Annotated in this window: 26 protein-coding genes; 9 read left to right on the plus strand and 17 right to left on the minus strand. The window is 54.7% G+C overall.

Annotation, left to right across the window (positions count from 1 at the left end; genetic code table 11):
• Positions 1-22: 22 nt before the first annotated feature.
• The 5 genes from purL to UF64_RS08335 all read right to left on the minus strand — a co-directional run bounded on the left by purL (position 23) and on the right by UF64_RS08335 (position 5,404).
• Complete coding sequence (gene purL, locus UF64_RS08315; RefSeq protein WP_044828105.1) at positions 23-2,233, minus strand: phosphoribosylformylglycinamidine synthase subunit PurL; 2,211 nt, start codon at positions 2,231-2,233, stop codon at positions 23-25.
• Entirely contained in the window at positions 2,230-2,919 is a 690-nt protein-coding gene (gene purQ / locus UF64_RS08320) for a phosphoribosylformylglycinamidine synthase subunit PurQ (RefSeq protein WP_044828106.1), read from the minus strand. Before purQ ends, purL begins: the two co-directional genes overlap by 4 nt.
• Positions 2,920-3,009: 90 nt before the next feature.
• Positions 3,010-3,249 (minus strand): phosphoribosylformylglycinamidine synthase subunit PurS, encoded by a 240-nt coding sequence (purS, locus tag UF64_RS08325; protein WP_008891731.1) that lies wholly within the window; start codon positions 3,247-3,249, stop codon positions 3,010-3,012.
• Positions 3,250-3,371: 122 nt separating this feature from the next.
• Entirely contained in the window at positions 3,372-4,136 is a 765-nt protein-coding gene (purC, locus tag UF64_RS08330; RefSeq protein ID WP_044828107.1) for a phosphoribosylaminoimidazolesuccinocarboxamide synthase, read from the minus strand.
• Positions 4,137-4,624: 488 nt separating this feature from the next.
• Positions 4,625-5,404, minus strand: coding sequence for an NRDE family protein (locus UF64_RS08335; RefSeq protein ID WP_044828108.1), 780 nt, complete (start codon positions 5,402-5,404; stop codon positions 4,625-4,627).
• A gap of 163 nt (positions 5,405-5,567) precedes the next feature.
• Between UF64_RS08335 and UF64_RS08340 the strand changes: the two genes are divergently transcribed.
• Together UF64_RS08340 and UF64_RS08345 are read left to right on the plus strand one after the other, a co-directional pair.
• The gene (locus UF64_RS08340; protein ID WP_044828109.1) at positions 5,568-5,885 is read left to right on the plus strand and encodes a DUF1476 domain-containing protein; all 318 of its coding nucleotides are present in this window, start codon (positions 5,568-5,570) and stop codon (positions 5,883-5,885) included.
• Between the two features lie 165 nt (positions 5,886-6,050).
• Positions 6,051-6,728: a response regulator transcription factor gene (locus UF64_RS08345; RefSeq protein WP_044828110.1), complete on the plus strand. Its 678-nt coding sequence runs from the start codon at positions 6,051-6,053 to the stop codon at positions 6,726-6,728.
• Positions 6,729-6,825: 97 nt separating this feature from the next.
• On the opposite strand, the gene UF64_RS08350 is transcribed toward UF64_RS08345, so the two are convergent.
• Entirely contained in the window at positions 6,826-7,767 is a 942-nt protein-coding gene (locus tag UF64_RS08350) for a DMT family transporter (RefSeq protein WP_044828248.1), read from the minus strand.
• A 99-nt stretch (positions 7,768-7,866) separates the two neighbouring features.
• Here UF64_RS08350 and UF64_RS08355 point away from each other — a divergent pair, with 99 nt between their 5' ends.
• Positions 7,867-8,766, plus strand: coding sequence for a LysR substrate-binding domain-containing protein (locus UF64_RS08355; RefSeq protein WP_044828111.1), 900 nt, complete (start codon positions 7,867-7,869; stop codon positions 8,764-8,766).
• A 54-nt stretch (positions 8,767-8,820) separates the two neighbouring features.
• Here UF64_RS08355 and UF64_RS08360 read toward each other — a convergent pair whose 3' ends face one another.
• Both UF64_RS08360 and purB read right to left on the minus strand, forming a co-directional pair.
• Positions 8,821-9,441 (minus strand): YbhB/YbcL family Raf kinase inhibitor-like protein, encoded by a 621-nt coding sequence (locus UF64_RS08360; protein WP_044828112.1) that lies wholly within the window; start codon positions 9,439-9,441, stop codon positions 8,821-8,823.
• 212 nt (positions 9,442-9,653) lie between these two features.
• A complete protein-coding gene (purB, locus tag UF64_RS08365) occupies positions 9,654-10,964 on the minus strand; it encodes an adenylosuccinate lyase (protein WP_044828113.1) in 1,311 nt (436 codons plus the stop codon).
• Positions 10,965-11,520: 556 nt separating this feature from the next.
• Between purB and UF64_RS08375 the strand changes: the two genes are divergently transcribed.
• The gene (locus tag UF64_RS08375) at positions 11,521-13,281 is read left to right on the plus strand and encodes an HD family phosphohydrolase (protein WP_044828115.1); all 1,761 of its coding nucleotides are present in this window, start codon (positions 11,521-11,523) and stop codon (positions 13,279-13,281) included.
• A gap of 124 nt (positions 13,282-13,405) precedes the next feature.
• Positions 13,406-14,251: a MipA/OmpV family protein gene (locus UF64_RS08380; protein ID WP_044828116.1), complete on the plus strand. Its 846-nt coding sequence runs from the start codon at positions 13,406-13,408 to the stop codon at positions 14,249-14,251.
• A 170-nt stretch (positions 14,252-14,421) separates the two neighbouring features.
• Here the strand turns inward: UF64_RS08380 and UF64_RS08385 are convergent, their stop codons facing one another.
• The 4 genes from UF64_RS08385 to sfsA all read right to left on the minus strand — a co-directional run bounded on the left by UF64_RS08385 (position 14,422) and on the right by sfsA (position 17,354).
• The gene (locus UF64_RS08385; RefSeq protein WP_044828117.1) at positions 14,422-14,817 is read right to left on the minus strand and encodes a VOC family protein; all 396 of its coding nucleotides are present in this window, start codon (positions 14,815-14,817) and stop codon (positions 14,422-14,424) included.
• A 37-nt stretch (positions 14,818-14,854) separates the two neighbouring features.
• Positions 14,855-15,697, minus strand: coding sequence for a DNA repair protein RadC (gene radC, locus UF64_RS08390; RefSeq protein WP_044828118.1), 843 nt, complete (start codon positions 15,695-15,697; stop codon positions 14,855-14,857).
• 26 nt (positions 15,698-15,723) lie between these two features.
• Positions 15,724-16,530: a type I methionyl aminopeptidase gene (gene map / locus UF64_RS08395; protein ID WP_044828119.1), complete on the minus strand. Its 807-nt coding sequence runs from the start codon at positions 16,528-16,530 to the stop codon at positions 15,724-15,726.
• A 110-nt stretch (positions 16,531-16,640) separates the two neighbouring features.
• On the minus strand, positions 16,641-17,354 hold the full coding sequence (sfsA, locus tag UF64_RS08400; protein ID WP_044828120.1) for a DNA/RNA nuclease SfsA: 714 nt from the start codon (positions 17,352-17,354) through the stop codon (positions 16,641-16,643).
• A gap of 134 nt (positions 17,355-17,488) precedes the next feature.
• On the opposite strand from sfsA, the gene UF64_RS08405 reads away from it, so the two are divergent.
• Positions 17,489-17,707 (plus strand): DUF6500 family protein, encoded by a 219-nt coding sequence (locus UF64_RS08405; RefSeq protein WP_044828121.1) that lies wholly within the window; start codon positions 17,489-17,491, stop codon positions 17,705-17,707.
• Between the two features lie 18 nt (positions 17,708-17,725).
• Here the strand turns inward: UF64_RS08405 and UF64_RS08410 are convergent, their stop codons facing one another.
• The 3 genes from UF64_RS08410 to UF64_RS08420 form a co-directional block, all read right to left on the minus strand.
• On the minus strand, positions 17,726-18,625 hold the full coding sequence (locus tag UF64_RS08410) for a methyltransferase domain-containing protein (RefSeq protein ID WP_044828122.1): 900 nt from the start codon (positions 18,623-18,625) through the stop codon (positions 17,726-17,728).
• Between the two features lie 101 nt (positions 18,626-18,726).
• A complete protein-coding gene (locus tag UF64_RS08415) occupies positions 18,727-20,832 on the minus strand; it encodes a pyridoxamine 5'-phosphate oxidase family protein (RefSeq protein WP_044828123.1) in 2,106 nt (701 codons plus the stop codon).
• A 133-nt stretch (positions 20,833-20,965) separates the two neighbouring features.
• Entirely contained in the window at positions 20,966-21,583 is a 618-nt protein-coding gene (locus UF64_RS08420; RefSeq protein ID WP_044828124.1) for a glutathione S-transferase family protein, read from the minus strand.
• A 132-nt stretch (positions 21,584-21,715) separates the two neighbouring features.
• Here UF64_RS08420 and UF64_RS08425 point away from each other — a divergent pair, with 132 nt between their 5' ends.
• The 3 genes from UF64_RS08425 (at position 21,716) to grxC (ending at position 23,986) form a co-directional block, all read left to right on the plus strand.
• Positions 21,716-22,630, plus strand: coding sequence for a LysR family transcriptional regulator (locus UF64_RS08425; protein WP_044828125.1), 915 nt, complete (start codon positions 21,716-21,718; stop codon positions 22,628-22,630).
• Between the two features lie 60 nt (positions 22,631-22,690).
• Positions 22,691-23,443 (plus strand): ComF family protein, encoded by a 753-nt coding sequence (locus UF64_RS08430; RefSeq protein WP_044828126.1) that lies wholly within the window; start codon positions 22,691-22,693, stop codon positions 23,441-23,443.
• Between the two features lie 285 nt (positions 23,444-23,728).
• A complete protein-coding gene (gene grxC, locus UF64_RS08435) occupies positions 23,729-23,986 on the plus strand; it encodes a glutaredoxin 3 (protein ID WP_044828127.1) in 258 nt (85 codons plus the stop codon).
• 85 nt (positions 23,987-24,071) lie between these two features.
• Here grxC and UF64_RS08440 read toward each other — a convergent pair whose 3' ends face one another.
• Both UF64_RS08440 and UF64_RS08445 read right to left on the minus strand, forming a co-directional pair.
• Positions 24,072-25,409 (minus strand): NAD(P)H-dependent oxidoreductase, encoded by a 1,338-nt coding sequence (locus tag UF64_RS08440; protein WP_044828128.1) that lies wholly within the window; start codon positions 25,407-25,409, stop codon positions 24,072-24,074.
• A 20-nt stretch (positions 25,410-25,429) separates the two neighbouring features.
• Entirely contained in the window at positions 25,430-26,224 is a 795-nt protein-coding gene (locus tag UF64_RS08445; RefSeq protein WP_044828129.1) for a phytanoyl-CoA dioxygenase family protein, read from the minus strand.
• Between the last annotated feature and the right edge of the window lies 1 nt (position 26,225).

The raw sequence follows: 26,225 nt of genomic DNA on the forward strand, positions 1-26,225 counted from the left end.
TTATGTTTGAATTCAGTTCTGCTTACTGAACTGCTTCGGCCATGAAGGACGGCATCCAGCCTTCGTTCAGGGCGCGCAGTTCGGAGAGGGTCACTTTGGCGTCGCCGTCAATGCAAAGCGCATCGCCACCGGCCTGACCGATGATGGCGGCGGCAACATTTGCGCTGCTTGCGGCATTCAGAACCTTGTCCGGATCGCGGGTGGCAATCACGTAACGGCCCTGATCTTCGCCAAACAGCCATGCGATTTCGCTACCACTTTCTGGCAGGTAGACGTCGGCGCCGATATTGCCGGCAAGGCACATCTCGGCAACGGTGACCAGCAGGCCGCCATCAGCGATATCGTGGCAGGTCCGAACCAGACCGAGTTCGATCAGTTCGCGGATAACAGTACCGGCACGTTTTTCCGCACCAAGGTCGACCGGCGGCGGTGCGCCTTCTTCGCGACCTTCAATAGTCTTGAGATACAGCGACTGACCAAGCTCACCGGTGGCCGCACCGATCATGATCAGCGCACTGTCGTCACGCTTGATGCCGATGGTTGCGTGGTGACCAAGATCGGAAATCAGGCCAACGCCGCCAATGGCCGGGGTCGGCATGATGCCGATGCCGTTGGTTTCGTTGTAAAGCGACACGTTACCCGACACGACCGGGAATTCCAGCGCAATGCAGGCTTCGCCAATGCCCTGGCAGGCGCCAACGAACTGACCCATGATGCGCGGGCGTTCCGGGTTGCCAAAGTTCATGTTGTCCGTGATGGCAAGCGGCTTGGCACCGGTTGCAACCAGGTTACGGTAAGCTTCGGCAACAGCCTGTTTGCCGCCTTCGACCGGATCGGCCATGACATAACGCGGAGTACAGTCGGTGGTCGCCGCAAGGCCCTTGTTGGTGCCTTCGACACGGACAACACCGGCATCACCACCCGGACGGATCACGGTGTTGCCACGGACCAGATGATCATACTGTTCCCAGATCCAGCGACGCGACGCGAGGTCGGGCGATGCGATCAGGGTTTTCAGCGCGTCGATGTGGCTCATCTTGCCCGAAAGGCTTGCCGGATCGATGCGATCCTGTTTCGGGGTCGGTTCCCACGGACGATCATATTCCGGCGATGCTTCGGCCAGCGGATCAATCGGAAGGTCGCCTGCAAGTTCGCCGTGCCATTTCAGAACCATGCGTTTGGTGTCGGTCAGCGTACCGATCACGGCAAAATCGAGTTCCCATTTGTCAAAGATCGCCTTGGCGGCATCTTCGCAACCGGGTTTGAGAACCATCAGCATGCGTTCCTGCGACTCTGAAAGCATCAGCTCATAGGGCGTCATGCCTTCTTCGCGCATCGGGACCTTATCAAGCCACAGCTCAACACCGACGCCGCCCTTGGACGCCATCTCGAACGAGGACGAGGTCAGGCCAGCGGCCCCCATGTCCTGAATGGCGACGATCATGTCGGTTGCCATCAGCTCAAGGCAGGCTTCAAGCAGAAGCTTCTCGGTGAACGGATCACCGACCTGAACGGTAGGACGCTTTTCTTCGCTGTCATCATCGAACTCGGCCGATGCCATGGTCGCGCCATGGATGCCGTCACGACCGGTTTTCGAGCCGACATAAACAACCGGGTTACCGATACCGGCAGCTGCCGAATAGAAGATGTTGTCGGTATCGGCCAGACCCACGGTCATCGCATTGACCAGGATGTTGCCGTTGTAAGATGCGTGGAAGTTGGTTTCGCCACCGATGGTCGGAACGCCCATGCAGTTGCCATATCCGCCGATGCCTTCGACCACACCGCTCAGAAGATGGCGGGTTTTCGGATGATCCGGCTCACCAAAACGCAGGGCATTAAGGTTTGCGACCGGACGGGCACCCATGGTGAAGACGTCACGCATGATGCCACCAACACCGGTTGCCGCACCCTGATAGGGTTCGATAAAGGACGGGTGGTTGTGGCTTTCCATTTTGAAGACGGCAGCCTGACCATCACCGATATCAATGACACCGGCGTTTTCGCCCGGGCCCTGAATGACCCAGTCAGCCTTGGTCGGAAGGGTTTTTAGCCATTTTTTCGAGGACTTGTAGGAGCAGTGCTCAGACCACATGACCGAGAAAATGCCAAGCTCGTTGATGTTGGGCTCGCGACCCATGATTTCGAGAACGAGTTTGTATTCTTCCTCGTTCAGGCCGTGTTCCTTGACCAGTTCCGGCGTGATCGGGGTGTTGAAATCGTTGGTGCTCACGATGCGGCCTCCACCATGCTTTTGAACAGATTGCGGCCATCGGTGCCACCATGCAGCGGATCGATTGCGTTCTCGGGGTGGGGCATCATACCAAGGACGTTACCTGCCTCGTTGATGATGCCGGCAATGTTGCGCTGAGAACCATTGAGGTTGGTCGCCGGATCGACTTTGCCATCGACATCGCAGTAGCGCAGCACAACGCGACCTTCGCCTTCAAGGCGGTCAAGCGTTTCGCTGTCGGCAAAATAGTTGCCGTCGTGATGGGCGACCGGATATTCGACAACCTCGCCTGCGCCATAAAGATTGGTAAAGCGGGTATCGGCGTTTTCGATCTTCAGATGCGTGCTTTTGCAGATGAATTTCAGGCTGGCATTGCGCATCAAGGCACCTGGCAGCAGGCCTGCTTCGGTCAGGATCTGGAAGCCGTTGCAAACGCCAATGGTGGTGACACCCTGTTTGGCACGTTCGGCAACTGCACGCATGATCGGTGACTTGGCGGCCATGGCGCCACAACGCAGATAGTCGCCATAGGAAAAGCCGCCCGGGACCATGATGATGTCGGTCTTGGGCAGCTCGGTGTCGCCATGCCAGACCAGGGTCGGCTCGGTGCCGGTGGCCTGCGCAAGTGCTGCGATGGCGTCATTCTCCCGGTTGATGCCGGGGAAGAGGATGACAGCGGATTTCATGGAATACCGTCTCTCGATTAGTGTCCGTTACTTAATCCCGATGGACAAGGGCCAAGCCTTGGCAAAGCCCGTCCGGGTGATCAGTGGTGATCAGGCCAGCTCGATGCTGTAATCTTCGATCACGGTATTGGCGAGAAGCTTCTCGCACATTTCCTTGACCTCGGCTTCGGCCTTGGCGGCATCGGTGCCATCCAGTTCGAGTTCGATGAATTTGCCCTGACGGACGTCGTTGACGCCATCAAAACCCAGGCCCTGAAGGGCGTGGTGAACGGCTTTGCCCTGCGGGTCGAGAACGCCGTTCTTCAGGGTGACATGAACACGTGCTTTCACGAGAAGCTCCTTTAAGTTCGCATGCGCGGGTCTCGCGCGGGGTTCTGTTTGCAAACAAAACGCTGTCCGACACCAAGCGGCGGCCAGCCATAAGAAAAGGCCGCGCGAACGCGGCCTTGTGGTTATTTGTTTTCGTCTTTTTTAAGCTGCTCTATTTCGGCGGACTCGGGGAGGACACCGAGACGGCGTGCAACTTCCTGATAGGCCTCTTCGACGCCGCCGAGATCGCGGCGGAAGCGGTCCTTGTCCATCTTTTCGTTGGTGATCGCATCCCAAAGACGGCAGTTGTCCGGGCTGAATTCATCGGCCAAAACCAACTGCGGGAAGTCGCCTTCCCAGACGCGACCGAACTCAAGCTTGAAATCAACCAGTTTCAGACCGATGCCGCGCATCAGACCACAGAGATAGTCATTCACACGCAGGGTCATACCAACGATTTCCTCGAGCTCTTCGGCACTTGCCCAACCCAGAGCGAGGATATGTTCGTCAGAAACCAGCGGATCACCGAGCGCGTCGTCCTTGTAATAGAACTCGACGATCGGGCGCGGCAGGCGTTCGCCTTCTTCCAGACCAAGGCGCTTGGCCATCGAACCGGCAACGATGTTGCGGACCACGACTTCGATCGGAACAATTTCGCATTTCTTGCAAAGCTGTTCGCGCATGTTCAGGCGGCGAATGAAGTGGGTCGGAATGCCGATTTCTGCCAGACGGGTCATGACGAATTCGGTGATCATGTTGTTCAGGACACCCTTGCCGGCAATGGTGCCGCGCTTCTGGGCGTTGAACGCCGTGGCGTCGTCCTTGAAATACTGAATGATCGTTCCGGGTTCCGTACCTTCGTAAAGAACCTTGGCTTTACCCTCGTAAATGGGCTGCTTTCTGGACATTGGCGGGATCTTTCACATTTAGGGCCATGACCTGTTATTTTTGTTGCAATGGTCAATCAGGTTTGTGCGGATATGCGGAGCAAAATCGCCGGAAGATATGTATCTTTCAAGATTTTGCGACAAAATAGCCCGTGCAAACCTGATTGATCCGCAGGACAACTGTTATGTTTGTGAACTCCCGCGTCAAAACCCTTGTCCGGGGCGCCGCCCCGAACTGCGGATTTTTCCTTGGATTTCACAAACATAACGGTTGCCATTACAATAAAACTAACAGGCTCATGACCCTGAGCCCGCCGTCCGACGCAGCAGGCACCCTGAAATTCGCGCCCTCCGTATAGCAGTGCTTGGCGAGAAACTCAATTGCCGCTTAAGCTCTATTTATGCAAACTTGATAATCGAAATTTGCAACCGTCACGTTCGGGCGGTGGCCGAACTTTGACTTTGACCCTAACTCATTGTGGTCAGACGAAGTTTGTAACCGTTTAATCCTAGACATCGACCTTGTGGAACGTGGTTTTGTCCGGCTGGCCTTCGGCAAACAGCCAGATCGGGCGGCGCGGCAGTTCATGTTCGCTTGTGGGAATCGCCGGAAGGCCGATCAGGGACGAACAAACCGTCTCAAAGCCGATATTGCTGCGCACCAGCATCGCATCCGCGCGGATGTCATGATGGTCGGGATCCGGGGCCTCTGTCCCGGTATCTGCCAGAAGGGCCTGCCAGGCAAACCAGTCATCGGCTTCGGGATTCGGCGCAGGCGCACTGATGAAGCGCGGCAGGTTTCGTCTGGTGCGCGCGCTATTTTGCGTATCATTAAGGTCATGGGCGGTGAGAATCGACATGCCCTCGGGGATTTCGGTGATTTCGATCTTGCCAGTCCCCCGGTTTGCCAGCCAATAGGCATCGCGGTTATCGGCAATCACCATGTTAAACGCCCGATAGGCATCGCCATCAAGTTCGGCAAGCGCCTGGGCGGCATCAATGGCATCGGCATGATCAAGCGCCTCAAGCGGCAGTTCACCGCGTGATCGTTTGTCCTCTGCCGGGCCAAGCGTGCCATAGCGATTCAGGACTGCGGCAACCACGCCATCCTCGTTGACGCCAAGCCACGTTCCGCCGGCGGTTTCATCCAGTCCGGCAATCACATCCGGGCGGTCTTCCCAGTGGCGGGCAGGGGCCTTCCAGGGGCGGTTATTCATTTCGTCGCGGTTGGCGCCAATCAGTACCGGCCAGTCATGGTCGGGGCGGCGTAAAATAATGACTGTACACATGAGGCAGATCAAAGCGTGCAGAACCGCACTTTGTCAAATTCAAAAGTATAAGGCAAAGGGGTGAAATCGGTGTCGTTTAGTGTCATTTAAAATGGTATGACCGACAAAGACTTGACCACTTTGGCCCCATTGGCAAAATGACCAAATATCAGGAGGGATCGAAATGAGCAGCTTTAACGAGCGTGAACGCGGATTCGAAGCCAAGTACAGCTTTGATCTTGAACAGGATTTCCGCGTGGAAACCCATCTTTATAAAATGCTTGTCCAGTGGGCGGGCGAGCAGATGGGCATGAGCCAGGAAGAATGTCAGGACTACACGCGCAAGATCATTGGTGAGGTCGTCGCCAACCCGCGCGAAAATGGTGTTGTTGCCTTGCTGATGGCCGATTTTGGCAGCAGAAATATTGATGTTACGGCATCGACTTTGAATGCGAAACTCGAAGAACTACGTCCGGTTGCGCGCGCAGAAGTTCTGTCGTGATTTGACGATACGGCATGTGCTTGGAAAACTTCTCGTTTGCTAATACGTGCCGGCTTTCGTATCCTGAGCTCCCCAGACCGAAAAATTGAGTAGGTGCAACCTTTTGGTGTGGTATCCTTCGCAGGTAGGTGAGGGAGCCGATTAGGTAGATGAAAGGCGACAGCATTGCGTATCCTTTTGGCGGACGATCACGACCTTGTTCGTGAAGCAATCTCGCTACTGTTCCAACAGTATTTCGATGACTGCGAAGTGGCCGAAGCAGGGGCCTTGGACCCCGCACTCGAGCTGATAGCAGCGAATAATACATTCGATCTGGTGCTGCTTGATCTGCGCATGCCGGGCATGAATGGCCTCGAAGGTCTGAAACGCACTTTGGAACAAGTGGCAGACAAGACCTTCGTGGTTCTTCTATCTGGTGCCTATCGCAGTGATGATGTCCGCAAGGCGATTGAAGCCGGCGCACATGGCTTTATCCCCAAAACCCTGCGTGGGCAGGCTTTGGCGAATGCGATCCAGCTGGTTCTGGCCGGTGACAAGTATCTGCCGTCTTCGATCCTGACCGATATGAATGACAGTCTGTCAGGTTCCGGTGACAGCGATAATCGTCTGGCGGGTGGTTTCGGAAGTGACGGTGATTTTGGTCGCCTGACGCCGCGTGAACGTGAAGTTCTCGCACTTCTGTCAGAAGGGCGTCCGAACAAGGATATCGCCCGTCACCTTGACCTGCGCGAGATCACGGTGAAATACCATCTGAAAAACATCTATCGCAAACTGAACGTCTCGAACCGCGCCCAGGCCGTGAAAATGGCACTGGAAGACATGGCGCGGTCTGGCACTCTTTGACATCACCGTTAAAGGTCGTTCAGCCTTGTGCTCAAATCCCGGCTCGTGATTTCACGGGCCGTTTTTTGTTTTGAGTGCCCGGTGCATTAAACGCCGACTAACGGTTCGTCGCCGGGCAAAGCTCTGGCGAGCGGGAAGGGATGCTGTTTCTGTTCGCTTTGCGCGGTCGGCCGGATTGCATGACGACAACGCCTGTCATGATGGCTGCCATCGCAACCAGATCAAGCAGACGAACGGTTTCACCCAAGATCAATGACCCGGTCAGAACGGCGATGATCGGCGGGATATAGGTCGCACTTGCTGCTTTGACCGCACCGAGCTTCTCGACCACGTAGTAATAGCAAAGATAAGCAATTCCGGTCCCGAACAGGCCAAGCCCGAAGAACAGGCCAAGGGCAATCCAGCCGTTATCAAAGATCGCTGTTGCACCGGTGAAGTCGGTCGTGACCAGCAGTGTCAGGGAAGCAATGCCGAGCTGGTAAGTGCATAGCGCAAGTGGCGAGATGCCAAGCGGGCTCAGGAATTTGCGGGCATAGACAAACGACAGGCCGACGCAAAGCGACCCCAGTCCGACATAACCAAACCCGGCCAGATCATGTGCCGAAATGCTGGCATCCCATGGGCGGGCAATCATGGCGACGCCGGCAAAGCCAAACATAAGACCAAGCATGGAGCGCCGATTGATCGGCTCATCGCGCAAAAAGATGGCTGCGGTGACAAAGGAAATCATCGGAATGGCGCCGCTCAGCATTCCGGCAAGGCTTGATGGCAAAAGCTGGATGCCCTTAGCGAAGCTGAAATAGTAAAGGCTGCCAGCGAGAACCGACATCGCGATAAAATGATGGGCATAGCGCAAATGCCGCCATTTAAGTTTCCGTCCGATCACGGCCACAGCAAGAACCGGTAAGAAGCCCATGAAGACCCGAACGGTTGCGATCTGCGTCGGGGTGATGAGCGTGCTTGCGGTCTTGTTAAACAGAAAGGTCATGCCCCAGACAAGGGCAAGAAACCCGAAGACGATATAGGCATTGTTTTTCATGGTGGCGGGCCAGTTTGTAAAAACCATGGCCCATTGTCAGATTTTCCGGTAGGTTTCACAAATCATAGTATCTGGCTTATGGAATAGAGAATCTACGTTATGGGATCCTATCCGCCGCTTAAATCACTGCCTGCGTTCGAGGCATCCATGCGCCATAAAAGCTTTGCGCTGGCGGCGGATGAGCTCAATGTCACACCCGGCGCGGTCGGGCAGCAAATCCGCAAACTTGAAGAATGGCTTGGGGTGGAGCTGTTTACGCGCGGGGTTCGGCAGATCACGCCAACCGCAGATGGGCTGGCCTATGCCGCGCGCATTGCCCCGGCCTTGCAGCAGATCCGCGATGCCAGCCATCATTTGCGCGATCAGTCAAATCATGCGGTGCGGTTTGTCATGCCGCCGAGCTTTGCGGCAAAATGGTTTTCCAAACGGATGTCGCGCTTTTTGATCGCGCATCCCGAAACATCACTGCATGTCGGCTCATCATCCGTTCTGCTTGATTTCGACCATGATCCGGTTGATCTGGCTGTCCGTTACTTTGATGGCAAGGATGAAGGCCTTGAGGCTGTGTTGCTGTATCAGGGGCAGGCAGCCGCCTTTTGCGCGCCGACCTATCGGGAAAGAATGGGCCTGAATACGCCCGATGATCTTGTGCGTGCGACTTTGCTCAATGACATTTTGCATGCCTGGTGGGAAGAATGGTTGGGTACATTTTCCGGGCTTTCAGGGTCGGAAATTCGCGGGATCAAACGCGTGGAAATTGATCAGACATCCATGGCGATTGAAGCGGCCATTCATGAACAGGGTGTCGTTTTGGCCAATCCGTTGCTAGCCGAAGAAGATATCGCAGAAGGCAAGCTGATCCATCTGTTTCCCGATCAGGTCGTGAAAGTGCCGTTGGGCTATTATCTGGTCTGGCCGAAAAATCGCGAGCTGCGTGCACCGGTTACGCAATTCCGTGACTGGCTGTTAAACGAGGCCAGCGACCTTGCCGTTTCATAATAAACCCCGGCCGGGTAATCCCGACCGGGGTTGGAAATGCGGCGTGCCGACAGATCAGAGATCACGGTTCATGGTGTAGGTGCCCATGTAGCTTGCCTTATCAAGCACATGGCCTTCGATGGCGGCAAGGGCATCCGGACCGGTAAAGTTTTCCGGCAGGTCGAGCTTGTCTGTATCCAGCGCATAGACCGTGAAATGATAGTGGTGAATGATTGAGTCATTCCAGGGCGGGCAAGGGCCATCGTAATCGCCATAGTTGCCACCCATATCCGCATCGCCCGCGAACCAATCAGTATAGGAATTGATGCCGGTTTCACCATGCGCCTTCACACCAGCCGGCTTGCCCTTTGGCGTGATGCCGGTTGAACCTGCGCCCTCGGCGAGGCTTGTGGTGGTGGCGGGAATATTGACCAGCACCCAGTGATAGAAATCAACACGCGGCAGGCTGGCCGGAACGGTTTTGCCTTCGATATTGACGTCTTCGCCCGAGGACGGGACATCCGGGTCATGGCAGATCAGGGTAAATGATTTGGTGCCGGCTGGAACATCGGACCAGCTCAGCGCCGGGCTGATATTGTCGGATGTTTCAAACCGGCCTTCTGCCGGAATTTTGCCAAATGCGAATTTGATCGGGATCGGCGCGCCGTCATCCCATCCTTCGATGCTCAGTTTCATTTTTTGTCCCTTTGTTGAATGTATCGGGCAGTCTTGCCGCCCGAAAAGTTCAGCAACATACGTGCCAGACATTTGGGCAAGTTTTTCCCTGTTTTCGATATAGATCAGGAAAAAGGCAGCGCAATGTCAAAGGGATGAAAGCAGCACTGGATCTTGGCATAAAAAAAGCCCCGGCCAAATGACCGGGGCTCTTAATTCAAACCGGGACTTGCTTAGTCAGCAAAGACGCGGGCAAAGATCGTGTCGACATGCTTGGTGTGGTAGCCAAGGTCAAACAGAGCTTCGAGCTTGTCCATCGGGATTTTCGCCGTCACATCTTCGTCGGTTTTCAGAAGCGACAGAAGATCGCCTTCGCGGTTCCATACCTTCATCGCATTGCGCTGAACGATCCGGTACGAATCTTCACGCGAAACACCATGCTGGGTAAGGGTCAGTAGAACACGCTGCGAGAAGACCAGGCCGCCCATCTGATTGAGGATCTCGTCCATGCGTTCCGGATAGACGACAAGGTTCTCGACAACGTTGGTCAGACGCATCAGTGCGAAGTCCAGCGTGACAGTCGCGTCCGGGCCGATGTTACGTTCGACCGAGCTGTGCGAAATGTCACGCTCGTGCCAAAGGGCAACGTTTTCCATCGCCGGGATCGCCATCGAACGCACCAGACGGGCAAGGCCGGTCAGGTTTTCGGTCAGGACCGGGTTACGCTTGTGCGGCATCGCCGATGAGCCTTTCTGCCCCTTGGAGAAGAATTCCTCAACTTCGCGAACTTCGGTGCGCTGCAGGTGGCGAATTTCGGTTGCCAGATGCTCGATCGACGATGCAATCACGCCAAGGGCTGCGAAGTAAGCAGCATGACGGTCGCGCGGGATAACCTGGGTCGAAACCGGTTCCGGTTTCAGGCCAAGCTTGGCGGCAACATGTTCTTCAACGCTCGGATCGATGTTGGCGAATGTGCCGACCGCGCCGGAAATCGCGCAGGTCGCGATCTCGTCGCGCGCCACGACAAGACGGTCACGGTTACGTTTGAATTCCGCATAGAAGGTCGCAAGCTTAAGACCAAAGGTCACCGGCTCTGCGTGGATACCGTGCGAGCGGCCCATGCAGGGGACGTCTTTGGTTTCATAGGCGCGCTTTTTAAGGGCGGCCAGAAGCTTGTCCATGTCTTCAAGCAGGATGTCGGTTGCCTGGGCAAGCTGCACGTTAAAGCAGGTATCAAGAACGTCGGAACTCGTCATGCCCTGATGGACAAAGCGGGCTTCTTCGCCGACCTGTTCAGCCAGCTCGGTCAGAAACGCGATCACATCGTGTTTGACTTCGGCTTCGACGGTGTCGATACGGTCGATGCGGTCCTGGGTATAGGGCTTGTCGCCTTTTTCCCAGACAAGCTTGGCGGATTCTGCCGGGATAACACCCAGTTCAGCCAGTTTGTCAGCAGCGTGGGCTTCGATTTCGAACCAGATACGGAACTTGTTCGCCGGTTCCCAGATAGAGGTCATCTGCGGACGGGAATAACGGGGGATCATGCGGTCGCCTCCGGGCAATATGGTTGGGTGCCGGAAAAGGATCTCGATGATCGGAATGCGTAATCAATTGCACGATCACGGCGCCGGCACGCTTTCACGGGGTCGGATAGTCCATTCCGGGCAAATTGGCAACCCTGCAGACGGGTATGGCAGGATTGTGAGGCGATTTTACCGCGCGGAAACTTGTTTAGGGGCAGGACAGACCAATTTGATTGGAATGGCAGAGTTTATATTTGTGAGATCTAAGGAAAAGCCCGCCGAGCGGGTTGGCATCCCGCGCAAGGGGTTTGACGCGGGAGATCGCAAATATAAACTCTGTCCTTCGGATCGCTGAGATTTGCACGGACTACTTTGTCGCAAAACCTTGAAAGATGGAAATCTTTCGGTGGTTTCGCTTCGCGTATCCGCACAAATCTCAGCGACCATTCGAACCAAATTGGTCTGTCCTGACCCTAATGTTAGAAAAATAGCAACTTATTAGAAGTATGTAGTGTAAGCAGGCAAAACGTATCTGCGACGATGCGATTGATCCGAATGCGAAGTGGACGGAATTTTTATGGCGCGTGAACGCGACGGGGCCAAAAATCACCAGACAGATGTGAAACAGGTCCGTGAGACAGACAAGAACTATCTGGCGGAACTGGTGGAACTGGGTATTGCCCTTTCGGCGTCGCAAGGCCGTGAAGAGCTTAACCAGAAAATCCTCATGGCCGCGCGGAACTTCACCAATGCGGATGGCGGGTCGCTTTATCTCGTCAACCGGGAAGAAAGCGAACTTCATTTCCGTATCATGGTAAATGATACGCTTGATACGTTCTTTGTTTCTGGTCGCGAAACCGAAAAGCCGTTTCCCCCCTTGCCGCTTTATGATGATCAGGGCCGTCCGAACTATGCCAATATCGCGACCTATGTCGCGCTGACCGGCAAGGCGATCAATATTGATGATGCCTATAGTGCCGAGGGCTTTGACTTTACCGGCACCCGGGCCTTCGATGCCAAAACCGGCTATCGGTCCAAATCCTTCCTGACCGTGCCGCTTAAAAATACCAGCGGTGTAGTGATTGGTGTCTTGCAGCTGATCAATGCGCGCGATGATGCGGGCAATGTCATTTCCTTTGATCCGGCGATTGAACCGATCATCAATGCACTTGCCAGTCAGGCTGCCGTCGCGATTGAAAACAGCCGCCTTCTGGTCGCACAGCGCGACCTGATGGAAAGTTTTGCGCGTGTGCTGGGTCATGCGATTGATGCCAAATCCCCACATACCGCCGGCCATTGTTCGCGTGTGCCGATCTTGGCCCGCATGCTGGCTCAGGCTGCTGTCGATGACCGACAAGGATCGTTTTCCAATTTCTACCTGACCGACATGGAATGGTACGAGCTTGATCTGTCCGCCTGGCTTCATGATTGCGGCAAGATCGTCACGCCCGATCATGTGATGGAAAAGGCCACCAAGCTTGAAACCATCCATAACCGCATCCATGAAGTCCGCACGCGCTTTGAAGTGCTCCGCCGCGATGCCGAGATCGAGATGCTCAAACGCAAGCTTGATGGTGAAGACGCTGATCAGTGCGAGGCCGACTTTGCCAATCGCGTGGCAGAGCTTGAAACCCAGTTCGCCATGGTGGCGGATGCCAATATCGGTGATACGGAACTTGATACCGACACTATCTTTGCCCTGCACGACATCGGGGAGCAGAAATGGACCCGCTATTTCGACCGCACTGTCGGCTTGTCCTGGGCAGAGCACAAACGTCTCGATGATGCCGAACTTGCGGAACTCCGGGCACCGGGAACCGAAAGCCTTCTGATGGATCGCGAAGCCGATATCTATGACGGCTTTAACCGGGGCGAGGTATATAACCTTTCGATCCCGAACGGCACGCTCACGTCGGAAGAACGTCAGGTGATCAATGACCATGTCGTCATTACCCAGGATATGCTTGCGCAATTGCCGTATCCCAAGGAGCTGCAACGCATTCCGGCGATTGCCGGCAACCATCACGAAAAGATGGATGGATCTGGCTATCCGCGTGGTCTGACCAGCGATGATATGGGGATCCTCGAAAAGGTCATGGTGATCGCAGATATCTTCGAGGCCTTAACGGCTGTCGATCGCCCTTATAAGCGACCTAAGACCCTGTCGGAATGTATCTCGATCCTTGCCGACATGCGTGACAAGGGGCAGATCGACAGCGACCTGTTTGAGCTGTTCCTGACCAGTGGCACCTATCAGGAATATGGTCGCAAGCATCTGCGCGAAGATCAGTGCGACGATGTTGATATCGCGCAATTCATTCTTTCTGCGGTTAATTGACGACCGAATGCGCATTCGAACGCCCAAAATCCGGTCTCGAGGTTCGATCCTGTAGAGACGGACGCTTGCGCCACAGGTAAATGAGATTATCTCTGCATCCCTCAAACCAAGGATGCTTAGCTATATGAATTTACGTCCCTTTTCCCACCTTCTTCTGAAATCCTCCGCCATAGCCATCACCGTAACCGCCGCCATTTCCGGGCAGGCGTATGCTCAGACCGCAACGCCCGGTCAAAGAGAAATCATTCGCGAACAGGTCAATCCACAAACCGAGGATGCATTGAAACCTTGGCTTGGCGGCAATTGGCAGCTCGGCGCCATCGGCCGGGTGAGCAGCAATCCCTATCGCGGGGCGGACAGTGTCGATCCAGGTGCACTGCCGGTTCTGGCCTATGATGCCGAACGGCTGCATGTCGCTCTCGATGGCATTGACGCCAAAGTCTGGAAGAACGATTTTGCCAGTGTTTCGGTTCTGGGCGGGCTTCGCATGGAGCCGTTTGATTCTGATGATTCAAGCTATCTCAACGGGCTTGAAGAACGCGATATGGCGTTTGAGGCCGGTATCGGCGGGTCGCTGCGCCTCTGGCGTGGAGAGTTTCGGGCGAACTATCTGACCGATCTGAATGACGCTTATGGCGGGCATGAAATCGATGTCGGCTATTACCTGCCGACCAATTATGAAAAGTTCCGCTTTAATGTCGGCGGTGGCGTAACCTGGCAGAGCGAGGAACTGGTTGATTACAATGTCGGTGTCCGTCGCAATGAAGTGCGTGCTGATCGTGGGTTCTATGCCCCAGATGCGGCCTTTATCCCGCATCTTGATTTCAGCGTGACCTATCCGGTGACCGAACGGTTTGCCGTGGTCGGGACCAGTGGCGTGCGCTTCCTGCCCGATGAATATACCGAAAGTTCGATTATTGATGAGGACTATGTGCTGAGTGCCGGTCTGGTGCTGGTTTACACCTTCTGACCCTGAACCGTCTCCCTGTCATCATCTTACCTCGAACTTGTCGGCAAGCAATCAGGCTTTGCCGACGAGACGGACCGGCATCCCCCACTATTGCAACCAACTGCCGGTCCGTTACCTCTTTGCGCGACTTTGTTCCTGATCGATGACGGGTATCGGGATAGCAGCCAGTTTCACCCTGATACCTTCAGTTGCAGCAAATCCCATTTGTTGCCATAGAGGTCCTCAAACACGGCGACCATGCCATAGGGCTCATCGCGGGGAGCTTCAAGAAAACGAACCCCTGCATCAACCATGCATTTGTGATCGCGCTCAAAGTCATCTGTGTTCAGGAAAAAGCCAACCCGACCGCCGGTTTGATTGCCAATCGCGCTGACTTGGTCGTCATTGCCTGCCTTCGCCAGCAAAACACGTGTTTCACGAGCTCCCTTCGGGGAGACCACCACCCAACGTTTCCCGCAGCCCATGTCGGTATCTTCAATCAACTCAAAGCCGACTTTTTCGGTGTAAAATGCGATGGCTTCGTCATAGTCGCGCACGACAAGGGCGAACAAACCGATATGGGGCATGGCTATCTCGTGGTGGGAAATGGATCAGGGATGGCAGCTATATCAGGCCAAGCGTCTTAAATGAATTATATCCGGAACGGCTGATGATGATGTGATCATGCACGGTGATGTCCATCGCCTTGGCCGCATCAACGATCTTGCGGGTCATATCGATGTCACCCTTTGACGGGGTGGCATCACCGCTTGGATGGTTATGCACCAGAATTAGGGCCGAGGCATGTAGTTCAAGCGCGCGCTTGATGACTTCGCGCGGATAAACCGGCGTGTGATCGACCGTGCCGCGTTGATGACATTCATCGGCAATCAGCCGGTTCTTGCGATCAAGAAACAGCAGGTGCAGTTCTTCGTTCTTCAGATGTCCGATCCGGGCCCGGCAATAGTCAATCAGCTGTTCCCAACTGGCGATCACCGGCAGTTCCATGGCGCGTTCACGTGACAGGTGAAGAGCACTGGCCTCTGCGATCTTGATGGCGGCAATGCCAGCATCCCCAAGGCCCTTGGCGGTTTTAAGGTCTTCGGGGCGGGCGGCCAACACATTGGCGAAACTGCCAAACTGCGCGATCAGCGATTTCGCGAGCGGTTTGACGTCCCCGCGCGGCATCGCCATGCACAGCATCAGCTCAAGCAATTCGTAATCGGCAAGGGCCGGGGCGCCCCCCTTGATAAAGCGATCACGCAGCCGTTGGCGGTGGCCGTGATAATGCGGCTTCGCGGATTTGGCTTTTGGGGATTGCGGCGCATCAGGCGTCGGTACGGCGTTTACGCCGGATGCATGGGCTGTGCGGGCCTGATCGAAAAAGACCCGCGTGCCATCATCTATTTCAGACGCGGTCTGTTGGGCAGGATTGGAAGCAGCTTTGCGATCTTGTTCTTCGCTCAAATCTGCTTCCCCTTGTTGCGTGCCCGTTACTCGGCGGCTTTGTCGAGATTATAGGGCGGCTTTTCCAGACCGGCGGGGGATCGGGTAAACACTTCAAACCCGTCTTCCGTCACGCCGAGCGAATGTTCAAACTGTGCAGACAGTTTGCGGTCTCGCGTCACGGCTGTCCAGCCGTCGGGCAAAATTTTACACGCATAGGTTCCCTGATTGATCATCGGCTCAATCGTAAAGATCATGCCCGGTTCCAGAACGATACCTTCGCCCGGTTTGCCGTAATGCAAGACATTCGGCGCATCGTGGAACACCTGACCCAGTCCATGACCACAGAAATCACGCACCACAGAGAAACGTTCGCTTTCGGCATAGGACTGAATGGCATGGCCAATATCGCCAAGGGTCGCACCCGGCTTAACGGCATTGATGCCACGCCAAAGCGATTCATAAGTCACATCGACAAGACGCTGCGCCATCACCTTTGGCGTGCCTGCGATATACATGCGCGACGTGTCGCCGTACCAGCCATCAAGAATGACCGTGACATCTATATTCATGATGTCGCCATTGGCCAGTTTCTTGTCACCGGGAATGCCGTGGCAGACAACATGGTTGATGGACGTGCAGGTGGATTTCGGAAAACCGCGATAGCCAAGGCAGGCCGAAATTGCATTGTGATCGCGGATATATTCATCACACAGGCGATCAAGCTCACCGGTGGTGACACCCGGAACCACATGCGGGGTAATCATATCAAGCACTTCTGCTGCCAGCTTGCCAGCGGCGCGCATGCCTTCAAATGCTTCGGGGCCGTGAATTTTGACTGTTCCGTTCGCCACCCGAAAATCTCCTTAAACTCGGCTAGGTATGTAACTGTTTTATAACCCAATGACATAAAGCCACCGGCCAGAATTGGCAAGGATTGGCTGATATGCGCGGGGTTTGATGCTTATAGCCCGGTGATCGGAAGCGGGTTTCGAACCGTCACGGCACTGGTATCAATCGCGCAGTCATAGGCAATGGCCTCAACCCCGTTGGCACGTGCTGCCTTGAAGCGTTCGCCGTAATGCGGGTCGATGTCGGTCGATAAGGTAAAGCGGTCACAATCCGTGCGCTGGATCAGATAAAACATCACTGCCCGATGACCTTCGGCGACCATATCGGCCATTTCATCAAGGTGCTTTGCCCCGCGTGCAGTAACAGCATCGGGGAATTCGGCAAGGCTTGGAACGTCTTCATCGCGTTTGAGATGAACGTTTTTGACCTCGACATAGCAAAGACCACGCGCGGGATCAGATAGCAGGATATCGATCCGTGAATTCTTGCCGTATTTGACTTCGCGCTTGAGGTTCTCATAGCCCGCGAGTTCTGGCACCTTGCCGGCCAGAATCGCTTCCTCGACAATCGCGTTGGGATGGGCGGTGTTGATGCCGATCCAGGCATCCCCGATCTGGCAGAGTTCCCAACTGTATTTCAGTTTGCGTTTCGGATTGTCTGATTGCGACAGCCAGACATCAATGCCCGGCTCCTTAAGCCCGATCATGCCGCCCGGATTGGCGCAATGGGCGGTGATCACCTCGCCACTATCAAGTTCGACATCGGCCAAAAACCGTTTGTAACGCTTGATCAGCTTGCCGTGGATCAGAGGTTGGGGGAGGAGCATTTTGGGACCTTAGGCCTTTCGCAAATCTGTCCTGACAGAAACTGTCATGTGAATAGTCGGGAACGACTGCCAATTTCGCGGCAAACAGGCCATACATCAACCCCTTGAAGTCACAACCCGTTTACGGAGCCATCATGCGTCAAAGCCTGCGCGAAAAAATCATTGTCGTTTGTGATCGGAAGATCGCGCAAAAGGGGCCGGATGTCGGCCTGTCATTCTATGCGTTTTTTGCCAATCGCAATGATGACCCTGATACCTTGATGGAGGCGGCAAGTTGGTGGATCAAGACCCACGAACTTGATCACTTTGAAAAGGCGACCAAGATCCGTGAGATGGTCTCCGCCGGGAAATGATCCGGCCCTTATCGACTGCTACTGCTTCTTTGCGTCGTCACCCAGGAAGTCAACCAGACTGACCTGACCCGAACCACGACGCAGCGGCTTGGGTTGACTTTCATCCGGGGCCCAGGCGGTCAGGTAGATTACCTGAAACTTGGCGTGGATGCGGCCATCTGCCCGCGCATGGCGTTCGTGATAGATGGCAGCGGCGCGGGCAAGGGTGCTGCGTTTGGTGAATTTCTTCGATCGCTTGGCGATCAGGTTACTTTCACCCATCCCCGAAAGATCGCGCATCAGTTTGAGCGCATCGGGATAGTCGATATAGATATCGTCGGCATCGACCACCGGCAGGGCAAAGCCACTACGCTGCAGGAGCGACCCGGCATCCTTCACATCAACAAACGGGGATACGCGCGGTGAGACACCACCTTCTTCTTCTGCCTCTGCCGTCATAAGCGCCTCGCGCAAGTCCTTGAGCGTTTCACCGCCCAGCAAGCAGGCCAGGAATAATCCATCGGGTTTCAATGCGCGGCGCGCCTGAAGTAACATGCCGGGCAGGTCATTGACCCAATGCAGGCTGAGGTTGGAGATGATCAAATCAAGCGATCCTTCGGCGAAGGGCAGGAATTCCTCATCCGCCACCAGCGTGCCCTTGGCGTTATTGGCACGGGCTGCCTTGGCATAGCCGCTTGAAATGTCACTCTGATACAGGGTTTCTATGCCGCCGCGCTGGCCAATGATCTGGCCCAGCTCACCGCTATGGCAGCCAAGGTCGACGGCCAGCGGGAATTTACGGGTAGTGTCATCAAGGCGATCGGCAAGCCGCTCAGCCGTTTCGGCAAACAGGAAGTTATAGTCCTGTGCCTTGGTCGCTGCACGGTCGCGGCGCAGTTTCAGGATGTCTCGATCAAAGACAGTGATCGGATCGGCCATGAGGCGGGAAGCTCCGGCTAAAATCATTGTAATAGGTTATGACACTAGATAGAGCTTTGATCCCGCTGCTGCAATCGAAGAACCGCAAATCTGATCACAGTCTATATGGAGAGAACCAAAGGTGTGTGTCTCCCATCTTCCGGCTCTGCCGGTACGGCACAACAGATTAAAGCTTCGTCCACGCCAACATTTGCGCTTGGCCGGTTTTTATAGGTTACGCTACCTTGGGTAACTTTGGTTCGGCATGTGCCGCAGCTTCCGCCACGACAACTTGATTCAGGTGCAAGGCCCGCATCCTCGGCGAGTTCAAGCAACGTTTTGTTTGCATTCGGTTGCCAAACTGCGGAGGTGCTTGATTGCGTGAATTCGACCGATATGGGCTTCGTACTGGCAACCGGCAGATCGGGAAGGCCATCGTCGTGATAGGGCGTGCGTGTCAGTGACGCCGGGCCAAATGCCTCTGCGTGAATACGGTTGTCGGCGATGTTCAAACCACGAAGGCCGTCATAAATGCCTTGCATAAAAGGAGGCGGGCCACACAGGTAAAAATCGAAATCGTCAAACGGCAATACCGCCCGCAACAATTTCATGTCGATAAACCCGGATGCGTCGTAATCCTTGCGCGGTGTCGCGCCATTGGTGTCGCGAAGAACGCGGATGATACGAATGTTTCCTTGTGCCGCGTTAACGAGTTCTGTGATTTCATCGTCAAAAGCACGGTCAGAAATGTTGCGCGCAGCATAAAACAGCCAGATTGCGCGAAAATGACGTGTGCGCAACCCCTCATAAACAGCGTGACGTATCATGGATATCATGGGTGTGATACCAATGCCGCCAGCCATTAAAACCACTGGTCGTTCTTTCGCTGTTTTTAGGAAAAAGTCGCCGGAAGGAGCGCCTATCTCGATTGTATCGCCAACATTCAGTTTGTCATGCAGATGCCTTGATGCTTCACCTTCACGTTTCACGCTTATACGATATTTCTCATCAGATGGAGCGCTTGAAAGCGTATAGGTTCGCGATAATGGTTTGTCATGACCCTTCGGACTGACCCGGATTGGCAGATGCTGGCCTGGCTGAAAGGACAGAGTGCCGTCCTGATCTGCAGGTTCCAGATGAAAGGACCGGATCAGATGGTTTTCCTGCGTGATTTGCGCAATTCGAAAGCAACGCCAAGCATTTCCAGCTTTACTGGCGGATAGTCTCCTTTCGGTACTTTCCCAATCACCGGTCAGAAGGCTGTTGGGGGATATGCTGTTTCCTGTTGTATGCCAACGAATTGGCAACGCAGCTTCCCGCCAGACCATTTTGCGTGGGAAAACCCGCCATAAGCGTTCAGCCCCCAAAAAGGCATCAATTTCCGGGCCTTCGGTGATGACCTCTGCATCACCGGTTAGTTGTAGAAGATCACCATTGGCAAAATCGGTAAAGACCAACCCGGCCTTTGGGTTGGATAGAATGTTGCCCAATGTGTTGAAGAACAGGTTGCCTGCAAAATCGGGGATGGTCAGTGTTCCATGGGAATCAAGCCGGACAAAGCCCGGTTTTCCACCACGATGGGACACGTCGATTTCGCGGGTTTTGCCATCACGGTCCACAAAGGTCGCAACGAAAAAAGTATCGGCCTTTGCGATCATATCGCGTGCCCGAGTCGTTAATTTCGTCGATGTTTCAGGATGCAACGATTGAACCGTACAGGGATCGCCAACAAATTGAAAATTTCGCCGCCGGATATATTGAGGGCAATTGCCAAAACTGTGCCCGACGCGAATTGCAAACTGGTCATCGGATTGACGTATAATTTTGCCATTCAACCGATTGCGCCGTCGTGTGTGTAACTCGATCCCGATCATACCAATGGCCTGACCATCTTCCATGCCGGTATCTGCTGGGTCGCTTGAGTCGCGGGGAAGTTTGACACTCAGGTGATTTGGGTCCTCTGAAATCAGAAAGCCGGGATGATTGGCGCGCAATGTTGCCCAGACATCATCATTTTCATCCACCGTGCCAAATACGGCAAAGGGAAGTTGTGGATAAAACTGACGATGTTGTTCGATCAGGTGATCGCGTAATAAGCGTTTTCCGACATCCAGCATTTCTTTCCGCACACCGGCCAGTTCCTGCATGCGGATTTCACCCTGGTGCCAGGGGTCCTCTTCGTTACCTTCTGACGCAAATGTGGATGATGTTCTGACGGGCGTGTTCATTGTGGGCCTGCTTAGCATAAAAATTCTGATGGGCCGGTCTTTGTGTTTTGCAAAGGTCGCACGAAAAGGGTGAAATGGCGTCAATGACCGGCCCAATCCATCATCATGGTCTGTCACAGTTCGTGACGGTGTGTCATGAAGCGACGCGAAGTCCGGCGTTCGTTTGTTCAAAGGGAACAAAACCCGGTAATGCCTCAATGCGAGTCAGCCAGCGGCGTACATTCGCATACGGTGAAAGGTCGACATTGCCTTCTGGCGCGTTAGCGATATAGCTGTAAAGCGCGATGTCGGCGACAGTCGGGTGTGCAAGTGCGATCCAGTCATTCGCCGACAGTCGATCCTCGATCAATTTTAGGATGCCATGTGCACGCTCGATTACTTCGTCTGCATCAAATGGAACGTCGAATACCGTTAGAAGACGTGCAGCGCAGGGACCATAAGCGATCTGACCCGCTGCGACCGAAAGCCACTGCTGAACTTTTGCCGCATCTTCGGAGTTTTCGGGAAGCCATTCGGTGGCCCCAACTTTTTTTGCAGCATAAACCATGATCGCGATGGAATCAGAGATGACAAAATCCCCGTCTTCAAGAACAGGAACCTGACCGAACGGGTTCAGTTTGAGAAATTCAGGGGATTTATTTGCGCCATTGGCAAAATCGACATTGATGATCTCGTGATCAATGCCAAGAAGGCTCAGGAACAAATGAGCGCGATGGGCATGTCCGGAAAGTGAAAAATAATGCAGCTTCATTAAGACGTCCTCCGTTTGGGCGTTCACATGGGATGAACGGGAGGGGGTAGTATGATTGTTTCTTTTCGAGGGTAGAATTATCTTTATTTGGAATTTACTATTTCTATAAGTGGAATAGTTAAGGGCTGTGTGATGGATCGTTTTCAGGCGATGAATGTCTTTGTGCATGTGGTAGAAGCACGCAGCTTTGCCGCTGCAGCCAGGGAGTTGCGACAAAGTCCACCGGCTGTCACAAGGGCCGTTGCGTTTCTTGAGGACATGATAGGCGCGCGGCTTTTAATTCGTACAACCCGGTCTGTCACACTGACGGAAACCGGTGCGCGCTATTACACTGATTGCAAGCGGCTGCTTGCCGATCTGCACGAAGCCGAAGCTGCAGCAGGTGGGGCTTATGCCAAGCCAAGCGGAATGCTGACCATCACCGCGCCGGTTCAGTTCGGGCAGATGCATGTCGCACCAATTGTTGGTCAGTATCTGGATCAATATCCTGACATACGCGCACGTCTTCTGCTTTTTGATCGTTTCGTCAATATCGTAGAAGAAGGCATCGACCTTGCCGTGCGAATTGGCCACCTTTCTGACTCATCGCTCACCGCGATCAAGGTCGGGCAGGTGCAACCGCTTGTTTGTGCGTCACCGGCTTATCTGGTGGGTCAGGGCTGGCCGGAAACGCCCGCTGATTTATCTGATCACAAAATCATATCGACGATCGGTTCCTCGGCACGGCTTGACTGGCAATTCAAGCCGACACGTGCAGGAGGCAAGACGGTGCAGTTTTCGCCAAATGCCCGCTGGGAAACCAATTCGATTGAGGCCGCACGTAATGCGGCCATTGATGGTTGGGGGATTACCCGCATTCTATCCTATCAGGCAGCTCCCTATATTGCATCGGGGCAGCTTTGCTCTGTGCTTGATGATTATGCCCCCGTCCCGGTGCCGGTGCATCTGGTCTATCCAGAAGGCAAAACGGCCCCGGCGAAGGTGAGATACTTTGTCGATCTTGCTGTTGCGGAGCTGAGGTCGAATGTGTTGTTTGATTTCCAATAATTCATTCCTTGTCTGTGTTATGCTGAGCCATCCGTGAGGTGATTGTGGATCGTATCGCAGATGATCGAGTGGGCACGCACTGTTGCAACCATGGGCATCAACGCCATCCTGCCGCCGCGGTGTGGGGGCTGTGGCGATGTGACCGATACGACCCATGCGGTCTGTGCTGATTGCTGGGCGGGGTTAAGGTTTATCTCTGCCCCGCAATGTGCCTGTTGCGGATATCCGTTCGAGCTTGATGTGACAGATAGTAGTCATGGCGAGCAGATGCTATGCGCGGCATGCCTGCAGAAGAAACCTGCCTTTGATCAGGCCCGTGCGGCACTGGTTTATGATGATCACAGCCGGGAATATCTTCTGCGCTTCAAACATGCTGACCGGGGTGATCTGACACCGCTTTTGGCGCGCTGGGTATATCAGGCGGGCAAGGGCATTTGGGATCAGGCCGATCTGATCGTGCCGGTGCCGCTACATCGCAAACGGTTGCTCAAACGGCGCTATAACCAGTCCGGGCTTCTGGCGGCAAAGCTGTCACGCATGACCGGTGTGCCCTGGGATGGGCTGGTTTTAAGGCGTGCCCGCAATACCCGAAGTCTTGGCGGTCTTGGTCCGTCTTCACGCAAACGCGAAGTTGGCGGGGCGTTTGAGGTGGATGAGGTGCGTGTTGACAAATGCAATCTTGCCGGGGCACGGGTTGTGCTGATTGACGATGTGTTGACCACCGGGGCGACGGCCAATGCCTGTGTTCGGGCGTTGAAGCGATCAGGCGCCATGCACGTATCTGTGATCACAGTTGCACGTGTCGTGCGATGACGCGCTGCAAGATTTCTGTTATATACCCTTCATCTGAATAGGGTCAGGACCTACTAATTTGGTTCGAATGGCAGGGCTTATATTTGCGAACTCCTGCGTCAAATCCCTTGAGCGGGATGCCGACCCGCTCAGCGGGCTTTTTCTTGGATTTCACAAATATAAGCCCTGCCATTCGAACCAAATTAGTAGGTCCTGACCCTTAATTCCGCACCGTATCAGACGCGGCGAACCCGATGTTTCGGGGCATCAGCGATGATCGGTTGCCAAAGAAAGGATGAGTGCCACATGGCAAAAGTTGAAGTGTATGCCACCGAATGGTGCCCGTATTGCAAGCGTGCGCGCAAGCTGCTGGAAGAAAAGGGTGCCAAATACCAGTTGATCGACGTGATGATGGAACCGCGTCGTAAAAAGGAAATGATGGATCGCGCCAATGGCAAGCACACTGTGCCGCAGATCTTCATCAATGACGAACATATTGGCGGCTGTGACGAGCTGATGGCGCTCGAAGCGGCTGACAAACTTGAAGCCAAGCTGTCTGCCTGATAATTCTCTGATCGGCTTATGGCAATAGTCATACAAAACCCCGGCCAGTTTGGCCGGGGTTTTTATTTGGTCTGATGATTGGGTTTTAGCCGAAGGTGGCTTCCATTTCCTTGCGGAATGCAATCGCCGGGTCCTTGATATCAAATTCGACATCATCCCAGGTCAGTGTCTGATCCATCGCCACCGGACGTTTGATCTTGAGGTGATGGGCAAGCCCGATCGGCAGCGCATTGCGCGATTTTGATGTCTGGGCCGGTGTCAGTTTGCCATAGACCGTATAGCCACCTTCACCATCGAGCATCTCACCGGGTTTGAGATCACGCTTGGCCGTCGCGACAGCATCGCCCGACCATGCGCGCGATGTGCCGGTCGCTTCACCACGAAGGGCGGCAGAGGCGACCGATATGCCAAGCTCCAACCCGATCAGGTGATAGGGTTTATACATGGTGGAATATTGCCCGCTTGGATCGGTCAGAAGGCCATATTCGTTAAAGCAGCGCGCGACATAGTCACTGGGGGCTTCGAACGTGACATAAACACCCCAGCGCAGATCACGAAATACCGGGCGGGTATCACGTTCAAGGCTTGAAACCACTTCGACCGTGCCTTTGCGATCAAGGATCCCGCCACTTCCACGCGGGCACAAAAGACGCGGTAGATCATCCACCCCGCAGGCCGGGAATTGCAGCCCGCAATCCTGTGGGACCAGATCACAGGCATTGGACACCGCTGCCATTTCAATGGCGGATTTGGTGCCATCAAGGAAGCTGTTGAAAATCTGTGGGTTCATGCCGCCAGCCTTGGCCTGTTCGGGTGTCAGGCCATAGTGATGCCAGACGTCATCAGGCGTGACATGATGGTAAATCGGAAGATATTTCGTGCCCTTGCCCGCACAGGTCACAGGCAAACCAATCGCACGCGCCCAATCAACCATTTCCGAAATCAGGGCCGGTTGATCGCCATAGGCCATGGAATAGACAAGGCCGGCGGCCTCGGCCCGTTTGGCAAGCAAGGGACCGGCAAGCACATCGGCCTCGACATTGACCATGACGATATGGCGACCATGTTCGATGGCCTTAAGGGCAAACCGAATACCGGCTGCGGGGCTTCCGGTGGCATCAATGATGACTTCAAGCCCGTCAGCCGCGATCAGGGCATCGGCATCTTCGGTAATCCAGGTGGTGCCATCCTTATAGGCCGATGCGCTGTCCTTGGCGGTGAACTGATCATCGGACCAGCCCACACGGCGCAAGGCCGCCTTGGCACGGTCGATGCTGAGATCCGCAATGCCCAGAACGTGATAGCCCGGATGGTGTCCGGCCTGACTTAAAAACATCGAGCCGAATTTGCCGGCACCGATGATGCCAACCCGTACAGGGTTGCCATCATCTGCCCGTTTACGCAGTTTTGCGTCGAGATTCATCTTGTTCTCCAGAAGCCGTATCAGGCGGCAGGGCGCTTTGCGACCAGCTCATCAAGGCAGTTATCTGCAAGCGGTTCAATCGGGGTGAAATCGCGGTGCGCGATCCACGGTTTGCGGTTGAACGCACGGATGTGGTTGGAAACCGCACACAGGCTGAGATAGACAATCGTGCGATCAAACGGGCTGATGTTCGGTGGGCTGGCATGCACCAGATTGCCATGGAACATCACAACCGAACCGGCCGGGCCAATCGGGGCTTCGCACCCGCCGTCGGCTGCGAGCTTGCTGACCGTTTCACGATCCAGCGTCCAGAGCGGATAGGACGTGGTTTCAAGATCATGACCAGCCTGAAGCACGCCTGCCTTGTGGCTTTTGGGAATAAACAGCAACGGACCATTGGCCGGTGTTACGTCTTCAAGGAAGAGTGCGATGTTGAAAGCGCGCGGTTCGGGCATTTCATCGTCGCGCTGCCAGGTGCCGTAATCCTGATGCCATTGCCAGACCGCGCCATCAAAGGCCGCTTTGGCGTTGATCTTGTATTGATGCATGTAGACCTGTTCTTCGAGATATTGAACAACAGGTTCGATCAGGCGGGGATGGGCACCGAGCCGGCGGTGGGCTTCGTTATAGGTATGCGCGGCAAAGGCTGTGCGCGCGACACCGGATTTTTCGCGCCAGACCTCTTCGCGGTCAGAGGCATAGATATTCTTGGCTTCGGAAAGAAGCAGGGCTGCTTCGTCGCGTGAAAACAATTCGGGCAGAAAGACAAAGCCGTCTTCGCGGAACTTCTCGAGTTCAGACTCACTCAGTTTCATG

Origin of the sequence: Thalassospira sp. HJ, assembly GCF_000948415.1 — a bacterium.
In the GTDB taxonomy this organism is placed as follows: domain Bacteria; phylum Pseudomonadota; class Alphaproteobacteria; order Rhodospirillales; family Thalassospiraceae; genus Thalassospira.